19 protein-coding genes are annotated in these 21,932 nt (G+C 39.2%); 13 read left to right on the top strand and 6 right to left on the bottom strand.

Annotated elements, in window-relative coordinates; all coding sequences use genetic code 11:
- Nucleotides 1-14 precede the first annotated feature (14 nt).
- The gene (locus NGC85_RS01405) at nt 15-770 is read right to left on the bottom strand and encodes an SDR family oxidoreductase (protein WP_254804613.1); all 756 of its coding nucleotides are present in this window, start codon (nt 768-770) and stop codon (nt 15-17) included.
- A 108-nt stretch (nt 771-878) separates the two neighbouring features.
- On the opposite strand from NGC85_RS01405, the gene NGC85_RS01410 reads away from it, so the two are divergent.
- Together NGC85_RS01410 and NGC85_RS01415 are read left to right on the top strand one after the other, a co-directional pair.
- Nucleotides 879-1,763, top strand: coding sequence for a LysR family transcriptional regulator (locus NGC85_RS01410; protein WP_254804614.1), 885 nt, complete (start codon nt 879-881; stop codon nt 1,761-1,763).
- A 101-nt stretch (nt 1,764-1,864) separates the two neighbouring features.
- A complete protein-coding gene (locus tag NGC85_RS01415) occupies nt 1,865-2,626 on the top strand; it encodes an HD domain-containing protein (protein WP_254804615.1) in 762 nt (253 codons plus the stop codon).
- A gap of 65 nt (nt 2,627-2,691) precedes the next feature.
- On the opposite strand, the gene NGC85_RS01420 is transcribed toward NGC85_RS01415, so the two are convergent.
- Together NGC85_RS01420 and NGC85_RS01425 are read right to left on the bottom strand one after the other, a co-directional pair.
- On the bottom strand, nt 2,692-3,984 hold the full coding sequence (locus NGC85_RS01420; protein ID WP_005059993.1) for an MFS transporter: 1,293 nt from the start codon (nt 3,982-3,984) through the stop codon (nt 2,692-2,694).
- Nucleotides 3,985-4,198: 214 nt separating this feature from the next.
- Nucleotides 4,199-4,576 (bottom strand): MerR family DNA-binding protein, encoded by a 378-nt coding sequence (locus NGC85_RS01425; RefSeq protein ID WP_254804616.1) that lies wholly within the window; start codon nt 4,574-4,576, stop codon nt 4,199-4,201.
- A gap of 94 nt (nt 4,577-4,670) precedes the next feature.
- Between NGC85_RS01425 and NGC85_RS01430 the strand changes: the two genes are divergently transcribed.
- Entirely contained in the window at nt 4,671-5,768 is a 1,098-nt protein-coding gene (locus tag NGC85_RS01430) for an SDR family oxidoreductase (protein ID WP_254804617.1), read from the top strand.
- A gap of 141 nt (nt 5,769-5,909) precedes the next feature.
- On the opposite strand, the gene NGC85_RS01435 is transcribed toward NGC85_RS01430, so the two are convergent.
- A complete protein-coding gene (locus NGC85_RS01435; RefSeq protein ID WP_005052271.1) occupies nt 5,910-6,797 on the bottom strand; it encodes an SDR family NAD(P)-dependent oxidoreductase in 888 nt (295 codons plus the stop codon).
- Nucleotides 6,798-7,046: 249 nt separating this feature from the next.
- Nucleotides 7,047-8,324: an O-acetylhomoserine aminocarboxypropyltransferase/cysteine synthase family protein gene (locus tag NGC85_RS01440; RefSeq protein ID WP_254804618.1), complete on the bottom strand. Its 1,278-nt coding sequence runs from the start codon at nt 8,322-8,324 to the stop codon at nt 7,047-7,049.
- A 296-nt stretch (nt 8,325-8,620) separates the two neighbouring features.
- Between NGC85_RS01440 and ettA the strand changes: the two genes are divergently transcribed.
- From ettA to NGC85_RS01485, 9 genes are all read left to right on the top strand, one after another.
- Nucleotides 8,621-10,282: an energy-dependent translational throttle protein EttA gene (ettA, locus tag NGC85_RS01445; protein ID WP_254804619.1), complete on the top strand. Its 1,662-nt coding sequence runs from the start codon at nt 8,621-8,623 to the stop codon at nt 10,280-10,282.
- Between the two features lie 186 nt (nt 10,283-10,468).
- Entirely contained in the window at nt 10,469-10,876 is a 408-nt protein-coding gene (locus tag NGC85_RS01450; protein WP_005403343.1) for a cation efflux protein, CzcI-like, read from the top strand.
- Nucleotides 10,877-11,179: 303 nt separating this feature from the next.
- Entirely contained in the window at nt 11,180-11,791 is a 612-nt protein-coding gene (locus NGC85_RS01455) for an isoprenylcysteine carboxylmethyltransferase family protein (RefSeq protein ID WP_254804620.1), read from the top strand.
- A 134-nt stretch (nt 11,792-11,925) separates the two neighbouring features.
- Complete coding sequence (locus NGC85_RS01460; protein ID WP_254804621.1) at nt 11,926-12,102, top strand: hypothetical protein; 177 nt, start codon at nt 11,926-11,928, stop codon at nt 12,100-12,102.
- A 173-nt stretch (nt 12,103-12,275) separates the two neighbouring features.
- A complete protein-coding gene (locus NGC85_RS01465; RefSeq protein WP_254804622.1) occupies nt 12,276-12,698 on the top strand; it encodes a cation efflux protein, CzcI-like in 423 nt (140 codons plus the stop codon).
- Between the two features lie 55 nt (nt 12,699-12,753).
- Nucleotides 12,754-14,166 carry a TolC family protein gene (locus NGC85_RS01470; protein WP_254804623.1) on the top strand — a complete coding sequence of 471 codons (1,413 nt, stop codon included), beginning with the start codon at nt 12,754-12,756 and terminating at the stop codon, nt 14,164-14,166.
- Nucleotides 14,167-14,168: 2 nt separating this feature from the next.
- Entirely contained in the window at nt 14,169-15,401 is a 1,233-nt protein-coding gene (locus NGC85_RS01475) for an efflux RND transporter periplasmic adaptor subunit (protein ID WP_254804624.1), read from the top strand.
- Nucleotides 15,391-18,555, top strand: a complete 3,165-nt coding sequence (locus NGC85_RS01480; protein WP_254804625.1) for an efflux RND transporter permease subunit — start codon at nt 15,391-15,393, stop codon at nt 18,553-18,555. The genes NGC85_RS01475 and NGC85_RS01480 overlap by 11 nt, the downstream gene beginning before the upstream one ends.
- A 126-nt stretch (nt 18,556-18,681) precedes the next feature.
- The gene (locus NGC85_RS01485) at nt 18,682-19,629 is read left to right on the top strand and encodes a cation diffusion facilitator family transporter (RefSeq protein WP_254804626.1); all 948 of its coding nucleotides are present in this window, start codon (nt 18,682-18,684) and stop codon (nt 19,627-19,629) included.
- Nucleotides 19,630-19,659: 30 nt separating this feature from the next.
- Here NGC85_RS01485 and NGC85_RS01490 read toward each other — a convergent pair whose 3' ends face one another.
- The gene (locus NGC85_RS01490) at nt 19,660-19,998 is read right to left on the bottom strand and encodes a hypothetical protein (RefSeq protein ID WP_005052250.1); all 339 of its coding nucleotides are present in this window, start codon (nt 19,996-19,998) and stop codon (nt 19,660-19,662) included.
- 207 nt (nt 19,999-20,205) lie between these two features.
- Here NGC85_RS01490 and NGC85_RS01495 point away from each other — a divergent pair, with 207 nt between their 5' ends.
- Nucleotides 20,206-21,825: a hypothetical protein gene (locus NGC85_RS01495; RefSeq protein WP_254805523.1), complete on the top strand. Its 1,620-nt coding sequence runs from the start codon at nt 20,206-20,208 to the stop codon at nt 21,823-21,825.
- Nucleotides 21,826-21,932 lie beyond the last annotated feature (107 nt).

A 21,932-nucleotide genomic window follows, 5' to 3' on the forward strand; every position in this document is an offset into this window, starting at 1 on the left:
TGATTATGAATACCTTAGCGCGTGGTGTATCCACCATTGGCGAAAATGGTTTGTCCTGTAATCCACCAGCCATCAGTCACTAAGAAACGTACTAAGGGTTCAATATCTTCGATCTTGGTTAAGCCGCCCAACGCTGATGCTGATTTATGATAAGCCACAGCTTCTGGTGCTTCCTGACCGTAGAAAAAAGGCGTATCCATTGGACCAGGTGCCACAGCAGTGACAGAAATACCACGCTCACCAAATTCTTTCGATGCAGCACGCGTGTAGTGTTCTACAGGGGCTTTTAAGCCCTCATAAGTTGAATAAAGCCCTGTATATGCAGCAAGTAAACTAGTAACAATGGTACAGATTTTTCCATTTGGATTAAGATGACGACCTGCCGATTGAATAAAGAAATAGGCAATTTTGTTGTTGATGTCATTCATGTCATCAAACTCTTGTTCGGTGGTATCTAAATACGGTTTTTTGAGCACGCGCCCGACGGTATTAATTGCGATATCCACACCGCCAAATTCTGTTTTGGCTTGAATAAATAAGTCTTCAATGTTCTGGATATTGGCTAAATCTGCTTGTACCAAAATTGCTTTAATCCCCAGTGCTTGTACCGCTTGTAAAGTTTCTTCAGCATCTGATTGTGTTGCGGCACTGTTGTAATGAATCAATAAATTTGCCCCTTGTTCAGCAAATTTACGTGAAATTAATCCACCTAAGTTTTTTGCACCGCCGGTAATCAGTACCGTTTTTCCTTTTAGATTATGTTGTGACATTGCTTTATTCCTCATGTTGTTTTTGCATTGAAAACATCCTAATTGAATTTATTTGTTTGAAATAGTTGTTAGTATTGAATTGATTGTGCAAAAAAGTTGAATAATAAAATGGATAAAATTGAGCGGTTAAAGATTTTTTGTCTGGTCGCTGAAAAACAGTCTTTTGCCCAAGCCGCACTGCAACTGGGTTTGCCTCGTTCAAATGTGACTTATGCGATTCAGGCTTTGGAAAAAGAATATGAAGTTTTACTGTTTTATCGCACTACGCGTAAAGTTGCGTTAACGCATGAAGGCAGTTTGTTTTATGAGGAGGCAATACGTCTGGTTGCCCAACTGAAAGAGTTAAATCGTTTTAAAACGCAGGTACGTAGCCAAGAGGGCAAGATCAGTATCGGTATGCCGAAACGTTTGGCAACACAAGTGTTGATCCCTCATCTATCTGCATTTTATCAACGCTATCCTAAAGTCAAAGTGTTGATTAATGGCAGTGATGATTTTTCAAATTTGATTGAACAACAACTGGACTGTGTGGTGCGGGTTGGGCAGGTTCAGGATGAATACTTACTGATTCGACCCATTAAAACCACTCAAATTTGGACATTAGCTTCGCCTGAATATTTGGCGGAATATGGTGAACCAAAGCATTTTGATGAGTTAGAACGGCATTTTGCTGTGGATTATCATGTGGCAAAGCATTATCGAGAACTAAGTGAATTAAGCTTTCAAAATCATCGTGTCAAGATGCCTTATCGTTTACTGGTTGAAAATACAGAAGCCTATATCCAAGCAGGTTTGGCAGGCATCGGTTTGATTCAGATCCCTGAATTCGATGCGAAAACTTATGTAGAGCAAGGGCAGCTCCAGCGATTATTCTCAGATATTCCAAGCTTGGAATTACCTGTAAATATTTTGCTGACGGATCGACAATATCGCCCAAAGTATTTTCAAGACTTTATTGACTGGTTAGAGCAACATTTAAAAAAACTACTTTAGCTTCTATCAGAACAATATCTTAGCTCACTTTGACATCAGCATAAATTTACAGTAAAACTAGAAATTAGAGTAATTACTCTAATTTCTATAGGTGGATAAAAATGCAGATTGGTCGACAAGCATGGATGGCCCAAACTTCAGGTGATTTGTCTTTAAAAGATCGTATGACCTTATTGAGTCATAGCCTATTCCCTGTGCTCAAACAAAGTATAAAAATGTATGCTTTAGCAGGTCGCTCTAAGCAGAATCTTCAGTTTTTGAGTGTGGATGATTTACATTTGCCTGATAGTAATGATGTCAAACAGGCAATTGAAAAGATGCAATCTTGTAGTTCAGTGAGTTTACAGAATCATTGTTTAAGGACTTGGCATTATGCCGTTGCATTTTCCACAATGCAGAATCTAAAACCTGATGCTGAATTATTGGCGGTATCCTGTTTACTCCATGATTTAGGCATGACTGAGCAACATTATCAGCATCACGAAAATTGTCGTTGCTTTGCAGGACAGGGGGCTTATGCTGCTCAAGACTGGTCTTTAGCGCAAGGATGGCAACTACCACGGGCAGATCAATTGTTTGATGTGATCAGTATGCACATGAATCCTTATGTTGCGGTTGATGAGGGTGTTGAGGCACATTTGCTACAGCAAGCAGCCAGTTGTGATGTCATTGGCAGCCGTGGTTTTGAATTTTCTACATTATTTAGACAACAATTATTTGAGCAATATCCTCGTTTAGACTTTAATCAGCACATGATTGAATTTACTCAAGAAGAGGCACGTATTCGCTCAAAATCTCGAACAGCAATGGTGGTAAAGAGTGGGTTTAAGCAATTGGTTCGTTTGAATCCTTATCTTGATTAAACGGTCAGAAATAAAAAAACCACTTTTGCGAGAACAAAAGTGGTTTAAATGAATCATTCACTTTATCAGTGATCATGCTCCAAATATTCAGGTTTTTTCGGTAACGCCAAGCTACACAAGAAACAGATCATTAGCATGAAAATGACATAGATAAAGAAGATATTTTCAATGCCTGCATCTTTAAATATCAGGGCAACTGATGGCGCTGAACCGCCAAATAGGGCATTACCCACCGCATAGGAGAAACCGACACCTAAGGCGCGGACATGAGGAGGGAACATTTCTGCTTTAACCAAACCACTGATTGAGGTGTAGAAACTCAGCAACATCATCAAGAAAATGAGTAATAAGGTGATGATGACGGGTGAATCGGCAAAACTCCGCATTCCTGTCACCATCACGGGATAAATAAAGATTGCGCTGAGTAAGCTGAACGCTAACATTGAAGCACGACGACCGATTCGATCCGATAACATCCCAAACAAAGGTTGCGCGATCATAAACACAAATAACGCAGTGGTCATGATAAAGCCTACAGTTTTACCATCCATGCCGATATTGGTGAGATAGGTCTTTGAATAAACTGTTACCACGTAAAAGGTGAGTGAACCTGCTGAGGTGTATCCCACCACCAATAGAAAGGTTTTCCAATGTTGCTTCAATAATGCAATTAAACTACCTGACTCTTCACGTTCCGCATCTTCATGAGAAAGAGTTTCCTCTAAGCGACTTCGCGCAGCAAGAGAAAGCAAAGCAGCGACACCACCGATCACAAATGGAATACGCCAACCGCCATCATTTAATTGTTGCTCCGTCATGAAACCAAGCAAAATCACCCCAAGTAAACTGGCTAGAAGTTGTCCACCTGACAAGGTTACATATTGGAATGATGCGAAGAAACCCCGTTGCCCTTTTAATCCAAGTTCGCTCATATAGGTGGCAACAGCGCCATATTCACCACCAACAGATAGACCTTGCAGTAAACGAACCATTAACAGTAAAAATGGCGCCCACATTCCAACTTGATCATAGGTCGGCAATGCTGCAAATAGGAATGAGCTGAGTGCCATTAAGCAAATCGAAATAACCATGGATTGTTTACGACCTTGGCGGTCGGCAATGCGTCCGAATAACCAACTACCAATAGGTCGCATGAAGAAGCTCGCGCCAAACACTCCCCATACATAAATGGCTTTGGTGGTTGAATCCATATCTGGAGCGGTCAATGCATGAGTAAAATAAGCAGCAAAAACGGCATAAATATAAAAATCGAACCATTCAACTAAATTCCCTGATGCCGCACCAACAATACCTTTGATACGGCTCTTTTTTTCTTCCCTGCTATATGTCTGACTCATATATGTTCCTTTCTCAACCAAGCAAGATTCTGTGTGTGAATCTTTACAGAATGTTATATACCGCTAAAAAAGCATGAAAATGACACTATTTTGTATGCTTTTTATGACTGTATTTTTAGATGGCGAGAATAGGATGTATTTGTTAAGAACGGTTTAAAAAACAATGTTGTGGGCAATATAGTCAATTGAGAAAAGTTAATTTTATGAAAATCAATTAATTTAATTGTGGAATAGGACAATCCTTTCTTAATGGACATGCCTCACCTTGGGTAAACCGACTTAACATGCTTCTGATTTGATTTAATTGATTAATTTTTTCATCAATCATTGCGAGCTTTTCAAAGAAGATATTTTGTACTTGTGACGCAGGAATTTCATCCTGTGCGGTCATATCTAAAATTTGTTTAATTTCACTTAAAGAGAAACCTAGATTTTTAGCGGTACGGATGAGTTGTAGTTGTTGTAGTGTTTGTTCAGGATAATCTTTATAGCCATTAGTGCGTGTATTTGATTGAATAAGATTGATTTTTTCGTAAAAACGAATGGTATCGCGACTGATATCTGCTTGTTTTGCGAGTGTTCCAATTAACATAGCTGACCTTTTATTATTTTAAAATAATGCTTGACCATTGAGTGTACTCCATCCTTTAGCCTATGCCTATCTTGCGAATAAAGAGTGCTTAATAATGGACAATAAAGAGATTGCTTTAAATTATTCACCACAGATCGCATTTGTTGCAGGCGCAACAGGTTTTATTGGACGCTTTTTGATTGCTGAGTTGCTCACGCAAGGACATCAGGTTTATGCCTTAGTACGTGATAAACAAGCGCAACAACATCAGTTGGAAAATTGGTTGAAAGATAAACAAGTTTCAGTAACTGAATTAACGTTTATTCAAGGGGATATTACTCAGCCAAATCTTGCGATTAGCCAAAAAAATTGGATTGAACTTGCTAAAGTGAATATTTTATACAACAGCAGTGCACTTTTTGCATGGAATCTGACAATGCAACAAGCGCAACAGGTTAATGTTGAGGGTGCACTAAATCTTTTAAAATGTATCAGTGAGCATTGTCGTCTAGATCGTGCAGTTCATGTTTCAGGTTATATGCTGACATTACAAGATCATTTACGCCAAGCTGGCGTATGTATTGATCAACCTGAACAAACCAATTGGCAAAGGGTTTATCAGCAATTAGGTGCGTATGAAGCATCTAAAATCGAGTCGCATTATGCATGGATTAAACAAGCACAAAGCTTGGATATAGACTGGACCGTTATTCATCCTGCAACGGTGATTAGTGATGAAGTCACTGGGGAAATACCTGTTAATCAACCGATTGCACACATGATTAGTCTATTAAAGCGAAAGAAAATGGGTGCAATACCGGCAACAGCACAACATTATTTGCCTTTGGTTAGTATTGATTATTTAGTGAAAGTAATAGGTTATGCAGCGACTGAAACTGGTTTAGCTCAATCTGAATTATTGGTTGCTCATGAACAGCGTTTAATGCTTGCAGACATGTTTAATATTATGGCTACGCAAGTGGGGCAAAAAGCTCCTACTCGATATGTTTCGTTAGATTTATTAAGAATGATTTTGAAATGGAAATGGCTGGCGCAGAAATTAGAAATGTCTGTAGAAATGCTGGATTTTATTCGAACAGAACCATTAAATATTTCTCAGTTAAAACAGTTCACCCAGCACTGGCATATCCAAGAATCAGATTTGAAGAAATCCTTAGAAAAAACCAGTCTGTGGATATTCCAACACACATAATTGTGGTTTAAATCAGCAGGCTGTGGATAACTCTAAACTTATTCACATTCATTTTTTGATTAGTTTGTGTACTTTTAAAGAGAATTTGTTTCATAAAAAAACCTCTCATGGCGAGAGGTTTTTTTTATTAACTTGAGTTGATTACCAGTGTTCACCTGGGAATAAACGTGCATAAGCGCGTTGCATGATGTTTAACTTCTCTTGTTCACCAACTGAAGCTGTTGAGCTTGGGAATAAGTTGAAGCCAATTGACATCAAAATGTTATTTACATCTGGTGCAATTGCATAAGTGATCGATGCAAGGCGACCTAAATTAGTAGCGATTTTTTTCGGACGTTTCACAATCGCATATGCAATCAAATCTGCGGCTTGTTCAGGTGAAAGCGTTGGAACGTATTTATAAATCTTGGTTGGCGCAATCATAGGCGTGCGGACCAAAGGCATATAAATCGAAGTGATCGCAATTTTATGTGAGTGAACCTCAGCAGATAAACAACGACTAAATGCATCTAGTGCAGCTTTAGATGCAACATAAGCTGAAAAACGTGTTGCATTTGCAAGTACGCCAATCGAACTGATGTTAATGATTTGACCATCTTTACGTTGCATCATGTGCGGTAAAATATTCAAGACTAAACGAACAGCACCAAAATAATTGAGTTGCATAGTACGTTCAAAGTCATGGAAACGATCAACTGACTCATGTACGGCACGACGAATTGAACGTCCAGCATTGTTCACAAGAATATCAATATGATCAACAGCAGCTAAAATTTCTTTCGAAACTGCATCAATCGATTCCATATCATTGAGATCACATGGAAATACTGTTGCTTTTCCACCCTCAGCTTCAATCTCAGCTTTAACCTCATCTAACTTCTCTTTAGTACGAGCGAGTAATAAGACATGTGCACCTGCTTGAGCAAGGTATTTTGAAACCGTTAAACCAATACCACTTGAAGCACCAGTGACAATGATAGTTTTCCCGTCGACTTTTTGTTGAAAAAGTTTTTTGAGTTTTGCGTTCATGTAAGTTACCTACATTAATCAAGCTGTTGTTTGCAATGCCTTCTTATTCCGCTTAAACACTGCACTTTATTTTGTACTAATATTAACCGATTTTTTTTGTTTGTCTAGTGTAAATATTTGAAATATAATAATATTTTTAGAGCAAATACTCTAAAATAAGATATTGTAATAGTTGAAAATGCAATAATATTTATATCTTTTTGAATAAAAAAAAGCCTCTACATGAGAGGCTTTCTGATTTTATTGAATTTAAACTTGAGCGAGGGCTTGCCCAAGGTCAGCAATTAAGTCGTCAATATGCTCAATCCCAATAGACAAGCGGACTAGGTCTTCGCTTACACCTGCTGATTTTAGCTCTTCGGCATTAAGTTGACGATGCGTTGTTGTTGCAGGATGACAAGCTAAGCTTTTCGCATCGCCAATGTTCACCAAGCGAGTAAACAGTTGTAATGCATCAATAAAGCGTGTTCCCCCTTCGATTCCATCTTGAACGCCAAAGGAGAGGATTGCAGAAGGTTTACCTTTCACATATTTTTGAGCTAAATCATGCTGTGGATGATCTTTGAGTCCTGCATAATTCACCCATTTTACTTTTGGATGTTGCTTTAAGTATTCTGCAATTTTGATGGCATTTTCAGTATGACGTTCCATTCGCAGATTTAAAGTTTCCAAACCTTGTAAAATGAGGAACACGCTCAGAGGACTAATCGCCGCGCCAGTATTACGTAATGGCACCACACGAGCACGAGCGATATATGCCGCTTCACCAAGAACCTCAACATAATTTACGCCGTGATAGCTCGGATCTGGTGTATTTAATGCTTTAAAACGTTCTGGATATTTACCCCAAGGAAACTTGCCACTATCGACGATAATACCGCCAATACTATTGCCATGTCCGCCGATGTATTTAGTGAGGGAGTGAATGACAATATCTGCACCAAATTCAAATGGTTTAAGCAATGCAGGGGTTGCCACGGTATTATCGACAATCACAGGTACACCATATTCATGTGCAATTTTTGAGATCGCTTCTAAGTCGATAATATTGCCTAGAGGGTTGCCGATCGACTCGACAAAAACCAATTTGGTTTTGTCATCGATAATTGAGCGTAGTGCTTCTGGATTTTGATAATCAAAAAAACGAACTTCGATGCCTTGTTTCGGCAGTGTGTGGGCAAATAAATTATAGGTGCCCCCATATAAAGTTGAAACAGAAGCAATATTATCGCCTGCCTCGGCAATGGTTTGAATCGAGTAGGTGATCGCTGCCATCCCTGATGCTAAAGCCAATCCACCAATACCACCTTCAAGTGCTGCTATGCGTTGTTCGAGCACTGCTGTGGTTGGATTCATGATACGTGTATAAATATTCCCCTGAACTTTGAGATCAAACAAATCTGCGCCATGTTGCGTATTATCAAAGGCATAAGACGTGGTTTGATAAATAGGTACAGCCACTGCTTTGGTGGTGGCTTCTGGTGAATATCCCGCATGAATAGCTAAAGTTTCATCTTTATAGGTCATGTTTACATCATCTACGTGAGTTAAATCGTAGTCGAGTGTAGCTTAAAAGTTATCCATAATGGTGCATAATTTATGCGATTTATTGCGTTTTTATTCATATACAGAAAAAGCGGAATTGTTTCTATTTTTTGTTATGGAATTTTTCTGCATACGCTAAACCATTGAAAAAGAAAATCCTTTGATTAAGCTAAACAAATATGATCTTAACTTCATGTTAATCGGGTTTTCAGCGTATAATACGTGCGATTATTTTTCGCTTTTTGCGATTTATTGGTTTTTCAATTGAGGAGTCCTGCGTGGCCCAATATATTTATACGATGAATCGAGTGTCTAAAATGGTTCCGCCGAAGCGCGAAATCTTAAAAGACATCTCTTTATCATTTTTCCCAGGTGCAAAAATTGGTGTGCTTGGTTTGAACGGTGCTGGTAAATCTACCTTACTCCGTATTATGGCTGGCGTAGATAAAGATTTCTCAGGTGAAGCGCGTGCACAACCAGGAATCAAAATCGGCTACTTAGAACAAGAACCGCCATTAGATCCAAGCAAAGACGTTCGTGGTAACGTTGAAGATGGTCTACGTGAGCCGCTTGATGCGCTTGCTCGTTTAGATGAAGTTTTTGCTGAATATGCAGCGGAAGATGCAGATTTTGATGCACTTGCAAAAGAGCAAGAAAAATTAGAATCAATCATCCATGCTTGGGATGCACACAACCTTAATAACCAAATGGAACAAGCAGCAGGTGCATTAAATCTACCGGCTTGGGATGCAGATGTATCATTGCTATCTGGTGGTGAGCGTCGTCGTGTTGCCTTATGTCGTTTATTGCTTTCTAAGCCAGATATGTTGCTTCTTGACGAACCGACGAACCATTTGGATGCAGAATCTGTATCTTGGTTAGAGCGCTTCTTGAAAGATTTCCCAGGTACCATTGTTGCAATTACGCATGACCGTTATTTCTTGGATAACGTGGCTGAATGGATTCTTGAACTTGACCGTGGCATGGGTATTCCTTATCAGGGTAACTATTCTTCTTGGTTAGAACAAAAGAATGCGCGTTTAGAGCAAGAAAACAAGCAAGAAGAATCTTTTGCTAAAGCATTGAAAAAAGAACTGGAATGGGTTCGTTCAAATGCCAAAGGTCAGCAAAAGAAAAACAAAGCGCGTATGGAGCGTTTTGAAGAACTTAACTCGCGTGAGTTCCAACAACGTAATGAAACCTCTGAAATCTACATTCCACCTGGTCCGCGTCTAGGTAATAAGGTTGTAGAAGTTGAAGGCATCAGTAAATCATTTGATGGTCGTGTACTTTATAAAGACTTAACCTTTACTGTACCGCCTACAGCGATTGTCGGTATCGTAGGTCCAAACGGTGCGGGTAAAACCACGTTATTCCGTATGATGACAGGCGAACAGCAACCAGATACAGGTACTGTGACTTTAGGCGAATCGGTTAAAGTGGCTTATGTTGGTCAGATTCGTGATACTTTGGATAACAATAAAACCGTTTGGGAAGAAGTTTCTGGTGGTTTAGATATCTTAAGAATCGGCGATTATGAAATTGCATCACGTGCTTATATCGGTCGCTTTAACTTTAAAGGTCAAGATCAGCAAAAACGTGTTGGTGAATTGTCAGGTGGTGAACGTAACCGTTTACAACTTGCGAAAATCTTACAGTTAGGTGCAAACGTCATCTTACTGGATGAGCCATCAAACGATTTGGATATTGAAACTTTACGTGCGCTTGAGGATGCAATTCTTGTATTCCCTGGTACGGTAATGGTTGTATCGCATGACCGTTGGTTCTTAGACCGTATCGCTACGCATATCTTGTCGTTTGAAAATGAACAGCCTGAGTTCTACGAAGGTAACTATGCGGAATATGAAGCATACCGTCAGTCACGTTTAGGTGAAGATGCGGCCCAGAAACGCACCAAATATAAGAAGATTACAGGTTAATTGCCCGTAAACTAAAAGAAACCAGCTTTCGGGCTGGTTTTTTTATTGCTTAGATTATCATTTGAAGGACAAAAAATGGATTTATAAGATTGGTTACGTAATTAAAACAATCTCACTTAATAATGTAATTTTATTACATAAGCTTTCGTTGCTATGCTTCAATAAATTTTGAACAGTTGATCAAACGTGCGACGTTCTGCTGTATTTATGACAGTCTTATTGAGTTTGTTCATATTCCAAAGCATTTGGAATGTGGCTGCAGCTTATTGCACGCACGAAAATCCAACTGAACAAATTATCTCAGATTCGCATTTTGGTCATCATTTTTCTGAAAGCTCAACCAAAAATAGCAGTGATGCTGAGGTTGTTTTAAAGGTTTCAGATACATCGAAATCTATTAATGTCACCGATCATCATGATCATCTGCCAACCTGTACGAATGTAGTCGTTTTAGCTTCAGAACAACAACTAAATGAGCCAATTTTCAGAGCACATGAATTAAAACAAAAGTATTATTGGGCAAATTTCTACCAATCCCCTTATTTATCTGAATTTAATCCACCACCTGAATCAACCCCGCTATTAGTGGGGTAGCCAAAAAATAACCCACTAGAAATATATCTATTTCAAAGGGTTATTCTATGCTTAATTATACTTGTAAATACAGTACAACGATCTTCTCTGTAGATTACTCACTGAAACGTCCACATCCTTATGCTGATAAGACGATGCTATCTACAGTTTTATCAAGATTTTGTAAATCTTTACGGAACGTTTCCTTCATTCATGAATCCAATTTGTTCCAGTATTCATCCTCCATTCCTCATCAGCAAAAATATCATTTTAATGAAGTTCCTATTTCATCTTTAATGATTTGCAGTCATTGAGGTTTATAAAATGAATATTTTATTTTCCCCACGTGTTCGGACTGTGAGTTCAAGAGTTATTGGATTTACATTGGCGATTATTCTTGCATTGAGTTCTAGTGAATGGCATTTCCAGTCTTCATTTATAGAACATATTTTATGGTTCTTCGGATGGCTATTTGTAGGCATTGGTGTGATGGGGAGAATATGGTGCAGTCTTTATATTTCAGGATTTAAGAATGCAAAATTAGTGACCGAAGGTCCATATTCTCTTTGTAGAAATCCACTATATCTATTTAGTTATTTAGGCGGCGTTGGCATCATGTTTCTGACAGAGACGTTTGTCTTCCCAATCTTATTTACGATCTATTTTCTTGGTTATTACCATTATGTTATGCGTCAAGAAGAAGTGTTCTTGAGTAAAAAATATGGAACAAGATATTCAGATTATATAAGCACAACCCCTCGCTTTTTACCAAGCTTCAAAAACTTTAAAGAGCCTGATTTTTATCAAGTATCTCCAAAACATTTCCGTATTTTTTTGGGGCAAGTGGTTTGGTTTATCTGGGTTGCAGCTTTAGTTCAGCTTTTTGAAGAGCTACGTTTACATGGTGTGCTTCCTTCATTGTTCAGTTGGTTTTAGTAACAAAGATATCCTTATGTTTTTTAGACCTTTTAATGAGTACTTAGGTCGGTTGATGAAAGCATAAGTCAAATTAATTTTATTTTGGATTACATCCTTAAATAAATCTGAAATATTTAAATGAGGTAATGAGTATGTCTATTCAATTAAATGTAAAATTAGGTTTAATGGTTTTATTATTTTCTGCAACCCTCGCAAATGCAGATGGCGGATTAATTTTTCTAGAAAAAAATATTCAGTCTCAGCAAGAAATGAAAACCAAGACTACAAAGCAGCATCATCATTCTCACTTAAGTTGTGAATGTAAATAATTTTTTAGGAAACTGATTATTTAAATAATCAGTTTCCTATTCATGAAGATAAATATATTGATGAGTTAAATTATTTTTTAAAGCAGTCAGATTTACTTTGTTTTCTATTTTTATCTTGCTAAATGTAATTTTATTACATCGAACTTACTTGCTATAGTCCATTTGAGCAATTTTTGTCTAAAGAGAAACTTTTGCGCCGTTCTAGTCTTTTCATTTCCGTCTTGCTGAGTTTGTTCATATTCCAAAGTCTTTGGAATGTGGCGGCTGCGTATTGTGGACATGAAAATATTAGTCAACAGTCAATCTTAGATAGTCATTTTGGTCATCATCTTCCTGCGAATGCTGAAGTTGTAACGAAACAGCATATTCATTCGATTAACCAGGATACGACTGATTTACCAATGCCTTTGAGCTTGCAAGATCATCACGATCATTTACCATCATGTTTTCATGTGGTTGTTACTGAAGCACAACAACTGCTTGATACACCTGTTTTACGAGTTCAGCAGTCAGAACAACAATATTATTGGTCAAATTTTTATCAATCCCCGCATTTATCTGGAATAAATCCACCGCCGCTCTACACCCCGCTATAGGTGGGGTAGCCGAAAAATAGCCCACCGCAATCTTCATTTATTTGCGGGGCTTAAAATGTCTTTAAGTTTAAATCAGCGCACTCAGGCGCTAAAAAATCAAGTTTCATTGTCAGCATTCAAATGGTCGATATTGGCTACAGCTTTAACTGTGATGGCTGTTGGTCAAGCTGTTTCTGCTGAGTCGTCATTGAATGCAAATAAAAACGCAGCACGCTTAGTGCAATCAAATGCTAACTTTGAGCAAATTCTCGAACAGATTCGTAACTATCAAACGAATCAGTCAAGTTGGCAAACACAGCAACAAATGGCGAGTGCGCAGCTTAAACAAAGTGCTTTGTGGGCGAATCCAAGTATTTCTGTTGAACAAACAGGCTTACAAAGTAACAAAGATCAAGAGTTAGCAATTGGTGTTTCGCAAGCTTTGGATCTTTTTGGTCAGCGTCGAGCAGCACAAAAAGTTGCTCAACTTTCCTCAACACAAGTTGACCTTGAACAGCAACGTTACAATGCGGAACTTGATTTGATTGTGCAATACGCATGGTCACAAGTGGCTTTATTCCAATTGGAAAAGTCATTGATCGCAGAACAGTTGCAAGTGAGTCAACAAAATTTAGATGCCACTGTAAAACGTTATCAAGCTGGCAGTATTGCTCAAGTTGACGTTGAGCGTGTGCGTATGGCTCATTTAGAAAATCAACGCATTTTTCAGCAAGCAGATTTGCAATTACAGGTTGCACAAAAGCAGTTAGCAGGTTTTGTAGGTAGTGATAGCAATCAATTTGTGATTGCTCCAAGTGCGAATGAGCTTTGGTCTCGTGCAACACAAGTGAAAACTGATCAACAAAAAATTGAAAATTTGTTTGAACGCAGTTTGCAATTAGAAACGCAACGTCAACAGGCTAATATCGAGCAGCTCAGAGCAAAATCTCGTCCTCAGCCCATTATGACTTTAGGGGTAAATCGGACCCGATCAGCAGATCAAAATACTGAAAATCAAATTCGTTTAGGTGTTGAGATTCCTCTTAATATTTTTAATCCACAAAAATATGGCATTCAAATCGCTGAAGCCAAACAAACACTGATTCAACAACAGCAACGCTTTTACCGTCAGCAAAATCAGATGGATATCGATGTTCGCCTTGCAGAAATACGTGGCTTACAAACGCAATTTAAACAGTTAAATGATCAGCAAGTGCCCTTGGCAATCCAAGTTCAGCAAAAAACCTTAGAAGGTTTTCGTCTCGGTAAATTTGCTGTGACTGACGTGCAGCAAGCCACTACTCAATTACAAGATGTCCGCTTACGTAAAGTGCAACTCCTCAAACAAGCATGGCAGTTGAGTGTGGAAGTTCAAAGTGCACGTATGGGTCTTCCTATCGAGCAAATCACTGCTAAAGATGCATTGATGCAATTGAATCAACGTGTTTGGCAACAAAGTAATTCATTTCCGAACCAATTAGGAGAATAAACATGGGCAACACATTAAAGAAACGTTCTCAATGGGTTTGGATTAGCATCATTATTGTTGTCACGGGGATTCTCGCAGGTGCTTTGTTATGGGGTTCAAAAGCTGAAAATACCGAGAATGCTGAGCAAGAGCACGCTCATCAGGAAAATGAAAAAGAAGGGCATGAAGGTGAAAAAGAGCAGGGTGAAGAAGAGGGAAAACTCACCCTGACCAATGAGCAAATGCAACAGCAAAATGTCAAACTTGCGCAAGTTGCATTAGGTGAAGTCAATCAAGTTCAAACATTTCCAGCCAAATTGGTGGTCAATACAGATCGTCAAGCACACGTTTCGCCGAGTTTTGCGGGGCGTGTGGAGTCAGTTTTTGTTGAACTGGGTCAGCAAGTCAAACGAGGTCAGGCTTTAGCCAATTTGTTGGTTCCAGATCTCGTCGATCAACAAGCCAATCTACAAATTGCGCAAACAAATTTGGATTTGGCGAAACAAGATTATGAACGTGAACGCAGTTTGTGGTCACAGGGCATTTCTGCAAAACAAGATTATCAGCGTGCATATAATGCCTATCGTCAAGCGCAAATTCAGGTACAAGCTGCTCGCTCACGGTTAACCGCTTTCGGTGCTGGTTCAAATTCTAACGGACGGTATATCCTCACAGCACCAATGAATGGTGTGATCAGCAACAAAGATATTGTGATTGGAGAAAATGTTCAGCTTGCCGATCAGTTGTTCACCATAGATCAACTTGATCAGCTTTGGTTAGAGTTTGTTATGCCGACAATCGCTAACGTCAATGTTCAGCCAAATCAACAAATCCGCTTCAAGTCTCTGCAAACAGGTAATCAATTTAACGCGCAAGTTCAAAGTCTCACCACTGAAGCCGATGCACAAACAGGGCGTTTACAAGTGCGCGCTAAAGTTCTGTCAAATGCAGCCGAATTACGTCCAAATTTGATGGTGAATGTAGAGTTACAAGCAGGCTCAAAACAGTCAGCTATCCGTGTGAATGCACAGGCGATTCAACAGGTTGAAGGTAAAGATAACGTTTTTGTTGCTAAAGCAAATCAAAACAAAGGCTTTGATTTTGTTGCAGTCCCTGTGCAAGTTGGACAGCGTACACAGGATGGGCAATGGGTTGAAATCACTCAAGGTTTAACGGCAGGTCAATCTTATGTAGCTGAAGGTAGTTTCTTGCTGAAATCAGAGCTTGAAAAAGGAGAGGCTGCACATGGACACTAATTCCTCTCAATTACCAAAGCCTGAGGGTTTGTTTGATCGCATTATTCAATTTGCGATCCGTAATGCGATTTGGGTGATGCTGTTTGCGATGACATGGATTGCGGTCGGGGTGTGGAGTTATCAAAAACTGCCGATTGATGCCGTTCCCGATATCACCAATACCCAAGTGCAAATTAATACCCAAGCCAATGGTTATACTGCTTTAGAAGTTGAACAGCGGATTACGTATCCGATTGAAACTGCGATGGCAGGGATTCCCAATTTAGAGCAAACCCGTTCGATTTCACGTTATGGCTTATCTCAAGTCACCATTATTTTTAAAGATGGAACTGATATTTACTGGGCGAGACAGTTAATTAATCAACGCTTGCAAGAAGCCGATGGGCAATTGCCAGATGCAGTTGATCCACTCATGTCACCTGTTTCTACAGGCTTGGGCGAAATTTATCAGTGGGTGATTAAAGCTAAACCTGATGCGAAAAAAGAAGATGGTACACCTTATACCGCAATGGATTTGCGTGAAATTCAAGATTGGATTGTACGCCCACAATTGCAGCGAGTGAAAGGTGTAGCCGAAATCAATAGTATTGGCGGCTATAACAAAACCTATATCGTTTCTCCTGATTTAAAACGTTTGCAGCAGCTTCAAATTTCACTGACTGAATTTCAAACAGCTCTACAGGAAAATAATGAAAACCGTGGTGCGGGTTTTATTGAAGAAAATGGTCAGCAGCTTACTGTCCGTGTTCCGGGCATGTTGAGCACTGTTGAAGATATTCAAAATATTACTGTAAGTGTCAAAAATGGTTTACCCATACGTGTAGCCGATATTGCAACGGTTGCGATTGGGCATGATCTACGTACTGGCGCTGCAACTTATAATGGCGAAGAAACGGTATTGGGTATCGCCATGATGATGATGGGCGAAAATAGCCGTACCGTTGCCCAAGCGGTAGATGCAAAAATCCAAGAAATTCAGCCGACTCTACCACAAGGGGTTGAAATTGAAACCGTTTATGATCGTACCAGTCTAGTCAATAAAGCCATTAAAACTGTTCAAAAGAACTTAGTTGAGGGTGCGATCCTCGTCATCGTGATTCTCTTTGTTTTCTTAGGTAATTTTCGTGCGGCTTTAATTACTGCCTGTGTCATTCCGCTTTCGATGTTGTTTACCTTAACAGGAATGGCTGAGCAAAATATTAGTGCCAATTTGATGAGTCTAGGTGCATTAGACTTCGGGATTATTGTCGATGGTGCGGTAGTGATTGTCGAAAACTGTATTCGACGGCTCGCAGAAGCCCAACATCATGCAGGGCGATTATTAACAAGACAAGAACGTTTTAAAGAAGTTTTTCTTGCAGCTAGACAGGCACGAAAACCACTCCTGTTTGGGCAGGCGATTATTATGGTGGTGTACTTGCCGATTTTTGCTTTAACAGGCGTAGAAGCAAAAATGTTCCATCCAATGGCGATGACCGTGGTGATGGCATTGCTTGGTGCGATGATTTTATCGGTGACTTTTGTCCCTGCGGCAGTCGCATTATTTATTACAGGTGAGGTGAGAGAAAAAGAATCTCGTTGGATGCAAGCGCTGAAAAGAAAATATCAACAAATCCTAGATTGGGCTTACCAATTTAAGATGGTGGTTGTGGCTTTAGCAGTGAGTATTTTAGTTTTAACGGGTGTGTTGACCACGCAAATTGGTAGTGAGTTTGCACCTCAATTGAGTGAGGGAGATTTTGCCCTACAGCAAATGCGCTCTCCAAGTACAGGTTTGGAACAATCTTTAAGAATGCAGGAAAATACAGAAAAACTGATCTTAAAGAATTTCTCTGAAGTTAAAGCTGTGTTTGCTCGAACAGGTACGGCTGAAGTTGCAACGGATGTGATGCCACCCAATATTTCCGATGCAGTGATTCTGTTAAAACCACGAGATCAATGGGAAGATCCAAAAGAAACCATTGATGAATTACGGACGCGGATGCAGGCATTTCTGGAAACCATCCCAGGAAATAATAGTGAATTTTCACAACCAATTGAACTTCGTTTTAATGAATTGATTTCGGGTGTACGTAGCGATGTCGGCATCAAAGTTTTTGGTGATGATATGGATGTGCTGAATACACAAGCACAAGTGATCGCTCAGAAAGTACAAAAGATCTCAGGTGCAACAGCGGTCAAAGTTGAACAAACCAGTGGTTTACCTGTGTTAAATGTGGATATCAATAATGCACTCGCAGCGCAATATGGCTTGTCTGTGAAATCGATTCAAGATGTCGTTGCAGCGAGTGTCGGTGGTCAGAATGTCGGTCAGATTTTACAAGGTGACCGCCGTTTTGATTTTGAAATCCGTCTGCCTGATAGTCAACGTACAGCACAAAACCTTGCTCAACTACCTATCCAACTACCGAATGGTGGTTTGATTCAGTTGCAAGATATTGCCAAGGTGGAAACCATTTCAGGTATGAACCAAGTCGGACGTGAAAATGGTAAACGTCGTGTCATTGTGACTGCCAATGTAGAAGGGCGTGATTTGGGTTCATTTGTTCAAGAGTTACAAGCAAGCCTTAAACAGCAACCTTTACCTGCGGGATATTGGTTGGAATACGGTGGGCAGTTTGAGAACTTGGCTTCTGCTGCGGCACGTATGCAGATTGTGATTCCACTCGCTTTAATTACCATCTTTGTTTTACTGATGGCCGTGTTCCATAACTTTAAAGAAAGCTTGTTAGTGTTTAGCGGTGTGCCATTTGCATTGTCTGGTGGTTTGGTTGCACTTTGGCTTCGAGACATTCCTTTATCAATGTCTGCAGCCGTGGGTTTTATCGCCCTTTCAGGTGTCGCCGTGTTGAATGGTTTGGTGATGTTGAGCTTTATTAAAGAACTCCGTGAGCAGTTTGATGTACATAAAGCCACGTGGCAGGGCGCAATTCTGAGATTACGTCCTGTATTAATGACTGCTTTTGTCGCTTCGCTCGGTTTTATTCCAATGGCAATTGCAACTGGTACGGGTGCAGAAGTACAACGTCCATTAGCAACTGTGGTGATTGGTGGGATTATTTCATCTACTTTACTGACTTTACTCATTTTGCCCATTGTTTATCGTTGGATGAATGAGTTGAAAAACAACAAAAGTCAGGAAAGCACCATTTAATCTATCTATGGTATCTTCTTAGTAAGACATTTTACTAAGAAGAATCTGAACCAGCCAAGGTATCCCAACTTTGGCTGACTTGTAAAACCTGATGGGTTTTATGCTGATAATGATAAGGAGTCCAACATGAGTGGACATCAAGGGCATGATCATAGTCATGCTGTGGTCACAGAAGGCAACGCAAAAAAATTGACGATTGCACTGGTGCTCACATCAACATTTTTAATCGTTGAAGTCATCGCAGGCTTAATGACACAAAGTTTAGCATTACTATCAGATGCTGCACATATGTTCACCGATGCAGCAGCTTTAGCGATTGCATTAGCAGCGATCAAGATTGCCAAACGCCCAGCAGATAACAAACGCACATTTGGTTATCAGCGTTTTGAAATTTTGGCAGCATTATTTAATGCTTCAATGCTGTTTTTCGTTGCGATGTATATTCTTTATGAGGCGTACCAACGTTTTACGCAACCTCCAGAAATTCAAAGTGTAGGAATGCTGATTGTTGCGTCTTTGGGTCTTGTCATTAATCTTATTTCCATGAAGATTTTGATGTCGAGTGCAGCCGAAAGTTTGAATATGAAAGGCGCTTATTTGGAAGTGCTCAGTGATGCGCTTGGGTCTGTCGGTGTGATTATTGGTGCAATCGTTATTTATTATACCAACTGGTATTGGGTTGATACGATTATTGCGGTTGCCATTGGCTTTTGGGTATTACCGAGAACATGGATTTTACTTCGACAAAGTATCAATATTCTTTTGGAGGGCGTACCTGAAGAAGTGGATATTGAAAAATTGCGTAATGATTTATTGTCACTGCAAGGTGTTGAGAATATTCATCAACTCAAAGTATGGGCGATTACTTCAAAAAATATTCACCTAACTGTTCATTTATTTGCACCCAACGCAGATCGAAAACAACTACATCTAGCGGCTACAGAAATGTTGTCGCATGAACATGGTATTGCTGAGGTAACCCTCCAGATCGAAGATGATGCGGAAATGAACTGTCAACATACCCATCAATATGAACCAGAAACAGAACATAATCATGCATCACATCAGCACTAAGCTGATGTGATTTTTTGTACTTTTTATAAATTAATTCTGCCATTCATGATTACAATCACGGCATTTCCAATGCTTTTGTGCTTGCATAAAAGCTTGCATGGAAATTTTAAAGTCTGGTAGATCGCGCCAAAATAAAACAGCTGCAATGATACAGACAACAAATACTACAATCGTTGCGATTTGCAGACCTTGACCAGCACCATTCCCAAAAATCCACAAGGCAACACTAATCAAGACCAAGACCAATAGAATAAAAATAGCAGGAACTAAGAGCACTAAACTTTTAGGTACATTTGGTCGCGGGCTATTTGCGCCTTGGCTTGCAGGCATAATTTTCACACTTTGGCATTTAGGGCAACGGTATTGCATGGATGGTTCCTGTTGTGTTTTGGCTATTTTAGCGAAATTTTTGCAAAAGCTAAAATTTTGAAAGATTTAAAAGCATCATTCAACTTGTTCATAGGCTGTATGCGGTGTTAATAAAGCCGATACAGTTCGTCTAAACCTAGTCGCGCAAAGATAATCAGTCATGATAATTTGATGAGTACATCTGCTGAATATCGCGCAAGGAACCGTATGTTAGCTACCAAAATTCTAAAATTACGGTTGTTACGTATACAGAAGGGAAAAGAGCATTTATCGACACAAGATAAACTGATGTTGGTGACAATGGAAAGCCCAGACCTAAGTGCAAATTTCTTGCTGCGATTATTTAAAGTTTCATTACCCAAACAATGGAAATTTAAGCATGCGGACGATGAAGATATCCATTATTCAAAACAATTGATTGAACTAATTGAAACTGATTTTATTCCTGCTTATGAGTTTCATGCGCGAAAGTATGCTTGGTATGAGCAATGTTTGATGTATCAACTCAATTTTGTTGTACTGCAACCGAGTCAGCAACAAATTAATGGTTACTTGCGCCAGTTGGATCAATGTCTGGACCAACAGCCTAAAATTGAGCTACTTCATCATTTTCAGCAGCAGTATCCTAGTGCTCAGCATGCAAATGCACTTGCGAAATCTTATGCGGGTGCTTCTGAATACACGAAAGCAATTGAATGGTATGAATGGGCAGCTCAGCAATCCTCTCAAGTCAATGAAGTTGCGTTTTTCGGTTATATTGAAAGTTTAATTCACCGCAATCAGCTTGAATATAAGCCACAGATGAGTGATGTGGAGTATGCAATCCATTTGCTGATTCAGTATTTGAAACCAATTGATCAGAAAGCTTATGCAAAGCTATTACAGGCTGGTGTTAAATCATTACTGCCGGATAGTATTTTAAAAACACGGGCGGTACAAACCAATATTTTGGCTGATGTTGGGCGAGGATTAAATTCGCTTGGGAAAAGTTTAAATCATATTTTAAAAGTGAAACAGTTTGACTTGCCTTTTAGCAAAGAGGTAATAGCCAACGCACCTCAATTATTGCATAGTGAAATTATTTTAGAACATCTTGCTCAGAACGAAGCAATTCGCACTGCTGTGCAAGCGCTTCTGAAAAATAATGAATTGACGACTACCATTGAATTTGAACCAGCATTGCAACAATTTTGGTTGTCTGTGCAAACTGAACCAGAACTTTTAAAAAGATTGATCACAGCAAGTCAGTCTAAAGCGTGGTTTGAAACGTTGCCGAATACGTATTTCCAAACTAAAAAACCATTAAATTTAGCGCAATTTCAACAGATACTCGAACATGGATTACTGAATTATTTGGGAGAAGAACGTTTAGACAAATTTCATGCAGAGAGAAATATATTGTATGCGCAAAGAGATATGGTTGTTACTGAAATGACGGCGTTTGCATCTTGGTTTTATCAAGAATGCTTACAACCTTATTTACATCAACAAACTGCACTTTTTCAGCAAATGAAACTTATATTGCTTCAATTGGACAATATTGCATTTACGAGTCAATTATTCATCTATCAATATGAAATACAACAAAGAGCTCAAGATTTATCGAACTGGATGAAAATAAAATTAGAAAAAGGAAATGACTTTGATCGGGTAAATGCGGCATGGGTAGCATTACGAGAAGTTGCTGGTTTTGAGTCTGAAATGGCTCAAGACAAAATCAATGCATTACAGAATACGCTAATGCAATACAAAACTATTCGAAATAATCAAATCTTAATAAGTTTTGATTCGAAAGAAATATCGGATTATAAAGAAGATGAAAAGTAACATTTTTTGAGTGAAATTTAATCAAGCTAGGGTTTGATTAATTTGAGAGTGAGCAACAAAAAGACGCAAATTGCTGTAGAGAGCATGCTAATCTAGTTAAAAATGTC

The organism is Acinetobacter sp. Z1 (assembly GCF_024296945.1).
Classification (GTDB): domain Bacteria; phylum Pseudomonadota; class Gammaproteobacteria; order Pseudomonadales; family Moraxellaceae; genus Acinetobacter; species Acinetobacter beijerinckii.